The 3499-nt window shown below is 69.9% G+C and carries 5 protein-coding genes; 2 read left to right on the top strand and 3 right to left on the bottom strand.

All coding sequences use genetic code 11. The annotated features are described in order from the left end of the window. Both VIB55_RS03115 and VIB55_RS03110 read right to left on the bottom strand, forming a co-directional pair. Positions 1 to 221 (bottom strand): hypothetical protein (locus tag VIB55_RS03115; RefSeq protein ID WP_331875204.1); only part of this gene is annotated, 221 nt, incomplete at its 3' end. A 132-nt stretch (positions 222 to 353) separates the two neighbouring features. Further along, a complete protein-coding gene (locus tag VIB55_RS03110; protein WP_331875203.1) occupies positions 354 to 1280 on the bottom strand; it encodes a S1/P1 nuclease in 927 nt (308 codons plus the stop codon). Between the two features lie 271 nt (positions 1281 to 1551). Between VIB55_RS03110 and VIB55_RS03105 the strand changes: the two genes are divergently transcribed. Next, the gene (locus VIB55_RS03105) at positions 1552 to 1995 is read left to right on the top strand and encodes a hypothetical protein (RefSeq protein WP_331875202.1); all 444 of its coding nucleotides are present in this window, start codon (positions 1552 to 1554) and stop codon (positions 1993 to 1995) included. Positions 1996 to 2208: 213 nt separating this feature from the next. Next, positions 2209 to 3012 (top strand): EAL domain-containing protein, encoded by an 804-nt coding sequence (locus VIB55_RS03100; RefSeq protein WP_331875201.1) that lies wholly within the window; start codon positions 2209 to 2211, stop codon positions 3010 to 3012. Positions 3013 to 3145: 133 nt separating this feature from the next. Here the strand turns inward: VIB55_RS03100 and VIB55_RS03095 are convergent. Next, a partial coding sequence (locus VIB55_RS03095; protein ID WP_331875200.1) for an amidohydrolase family protein occupies positions 3146 to 3499 on the bottom strand: 354 nt, incomplete at its 5' end.

The raw sequence follows: 3499 nt of genomic DNA, 5'->3' as shown, positions 1-3499 counted from the left end.
ACGGAGAAGCCCCGCGCGCCCTCCGCGATGATGCGCACGTCCACGCTCCGCGTCCGCTCGATCCCCAGCTCCCGCAGCGACGCCGTGTACCTGCCGTGGGCGGCTCGATACGCGGCCTCCGCCGTCGCGACCTGCTGTACGATTTGGCGTACGTCGCGCTGCGCTTCGAGCGGAGTGGCGGTCAAGGCGAGGATATGCAGGGTGATCGGGATTACGTGCATCGGCGGCTCCGGGGCAATGGGCGAGTATCGGTCCAAAGCGTACATCGTGAACAGCCGTTGGGCAAGGAAAAAAATGGGAGCGATCCTTTCGGATCGCCCCCGTTTCGCGGCGCCCGCTTCAGGAACCGTGGATCAGGAGCCCAGTCTTCGATTCAGGTACTCAGCCAGGCGATAGCCCGCGATGGCGATGCGCGGCTCGGCCTTCTGCCAGGCGAACGGCTTATAGCGCGCCGGCGGGCGCTGGTCGCGCACCAGCCACGACGGGTACGCGGTCTTGGCGACCTGGAACCCCTCGCGCGACCACGCCTCGAACTGGCCCGGGAGCAGGCGGCTCCGCAGCGGGCCGAGGGGATGCCGCCCGGTGATCCGCTCGGTAATGCTCGTCACGTACTCCGCCTCGGTCCGGTCCGTGGACCGCCACGGCAGGGCGAGACCCACCAATCCATCCCAGTACGCGTGCAGGTTGCTGTACGGATACGGCCCCGCCAGCCGGAATGCATTGGCGCCGCGGTCGCCCTCGGGGTCCTGGGGCGTGATGCGCGCGTTGTTGTGCATCGGCTGGTGCCCGTCGCCCACCAGGTGGAGCGCCCAGGCCAGGTCCACCGCCTTGGACGAGTCCGGCACGGCCGCGCTCCCCAGCGTTCCCGAAATGCGCTGCACCTGCTCGATCAGCAGCCCCGCCCGGGGGATGTCGGGGCGGTCGCGCGGCTGGCCGTTGGGCCCCACTTCCCAGAAGAGGTTCACGTAGTGCCATTCGGAATGCGCGTAGACGAAGCCCGGATGGTCGCGGTCGCGGATCAGGTCCGGCCACACGGAGGCCCAGGTGAACCACTCCCGGTCGCGCTCGGCCTCGGTGCCCATGGTGGGCCGCAGCGCGGCGATGCCGGACCGCGGCGGCGCGGCGCGCAGGATCTGGATGGCCCGGGCGCGCGCGGCGGGCGTCATGTTCTCCCACGCGATCTGCGCCACCACCCGGTGGCCCAGCTCGTCCCACGCGTACGCGGGCGTCGAGAACAACGCGCTGATCGCCAGCGCAAGGGCTAGGATTCGTGCTCTCATCTTTACATCTTCAAGAAGAGGTAACCAGGCGGACTCCGCCCACGAAGGTAACTGCGCTCCGCGGACGCGGCGAGACGCTGCAAGGTTCGTAGCACTTCGGCGTGTCATCACCCCGCATCCGCGTACCGGCGTTCGGAGGCGCGATGTGACCGGCGGGGCGTTGCGTACGTCCTGCCGGGTGGTTTCCTCGATTGCGCTACAGAGAACGATTCCGCGCCAGGGCGGGTGCCCGCGCGTTTCAATGATTTCTCCCACAGGATCGGCTGCTGGAATGGCTCACAGGGAATTCATGGATGCGGCGGGCAGCCGCTGGCAGGTGTGGGACACGCGGCCGCGCTCCAAGGCCGAGGTGCGGGCCCGGTACGCCGGCGGCTGGCTCAGCTTCGAATCCGACGGCGAGCGCCGGCGCCTTCACCCCATTCCCGACCGCTGGGAAGAGGTGGACGATGACACGCTTCGCAAGTGGCTCATGTCCGGCGAGTTCGTCGGCGCCGCGCTGGGAACGGCCGTGCTGGAACCGAGCGCCGCCCCCGCGCCGCGGCGCGCCCCAACGGCTGAGCGTCCCAAGCCGGCCGAGGCCGGCAACGACGCGACGCGGGCGGGGGCACTGTGGCAGGCCACCCAGGCCGCACTGCGCCGCGCGCGCGAGGTGATGCACCTGGTCGACGTTACGACGGGGTCCAAGAAGCGCGAGGACACCGATCCCGGTGCGTGAATCGCCGGATCGAAGCAGACGAGGAGGGGCATCCGACGGTCGGGTGCCCCTCCGCTTTCTTCGGGTAGATCGCCCCGCCTCCTACGTAGTCCGGTAGCAGATTCGCGGATGTGACGTTGCAGTCTCCACGGGCGTCCTTTCTGCATCTACGGCGACCTGCGGTCGGCACCAGGACAGCCGCGGGGGATCCCCGATGTTCAAGCGAGGGACGAGATGACCCTGGACCACGTGATCGAGACTCGGGCCGTACGCACCAGCTTCCAGTCGATCTTCGGCCTGGCCGACGGCGCCGTCCTCGGCTGCGAGGCGTTGAGCCGCGGCGTGGAAGGCGGCGAGTTCGCCCTCGCGGACCGGTTGTTCGGCGAGGCGCGCAAGCAGGGGCGAACGTCGTCGCTGGAGCGCCTGTGCTGCGCCGTGGCCATCAACCGCGCCTCGGCCGTGTGTGGCGAATCGCGTGGAAAGCTGTTCCTGAACCTGTGCGTGGACGAAATCTGCCGCCGCGAAAACGTCGACTTCATGGAGGTCGCGGCGGCCGGCGCGGGGATGCGCCCGTCGTCCATCGTGGTGGAGATCACCGAGGGGCACGGCGTGAGCGACTGGGGACGGTTGCGCGCGGGCATTCGCGCCTGGCGCGCCGCCGGCTTCGCGCTGGCCATCGACGACGTGGGCTCCGGCCACTCGGACCTGCGGATCGTGGCGGAGGTGGAGCCCGAGTACCTGAAGATCGACCGCTCGCTGGTGCAGGACGTCGACAGCCGGCGAGGGGTGCGGGCGGCGGTCTCGGCGTTGGTGGTGATGGGAACCGCCCTGTCCAGCGTCGTCATCGCCGAGGGGATCGAAACCCGCGACGAGTTCGCGACGCTGCGAAGCCTGGGCGTGCAGGCGGGACAGGGCTACTTCCTCGCCCGGCCGGCACTGCAGCCCAACCTGCTCTCCGCGGCCGCGGCCGTGGAGTTGGGGGACGCGACGATCACCACCGAACCGGTTTCGCTGACGGTCGAAGCGTCCTGCGCCTGAACGCGAATCGCCCCGCCCCGGCACGCAGCCAGTGCGGGGCGATGATCACGATCCGGACGCAGAGGGCACGGCCGCGGGCGAAGTTCCTTGGCCTTTCCTCCGCGACCTCCGCGCCTCCGCGTGAGACCCGCAGTTACCGGCAGGTCTCGCTGACCACCTGTCCCTCGATGACGACGGCGCACACGTGCGAGGTGTACTCGAACGGGTCGCCGTCGAACACGGCCACGTCGCCGTCCTTGCCGCGCTCCAGCGATCCCACGCGGTCGCCCAGCCCGATCACGCGGGCCGCGTCGATGGTGATGGTCCGCAGCGCATCCTCGAACGCCATGCCGTTCGCCGCCGCGATGGCCGCCTCGAACAGCACCACGCGCGTCTTGGGCACGTAGCCCTCGTACCCGCTCTGCAGCGCGACGGTGATCCCCGCCTCGCGCAGGCGGCGCGCCGTCTCCAGCGTGGCGCTCTGCGTTTCGCCCGTCAGCCGCACCAT

Origin of the sequence: Longimicrobium sp. (assembly GCF_036554565.1) — a bacterium.
Lineage (GTDB): Bacteria > Gemmatimonadota > Gemmatimonadetes > Longimicrobiales > Longimicrobiaceae > Longimicrobium.
The sequence above is the reverse complement of the archived record's forward strand: the minus strand, read 5'-3'. Positions and strand labels throughout refer to the sequence as shown.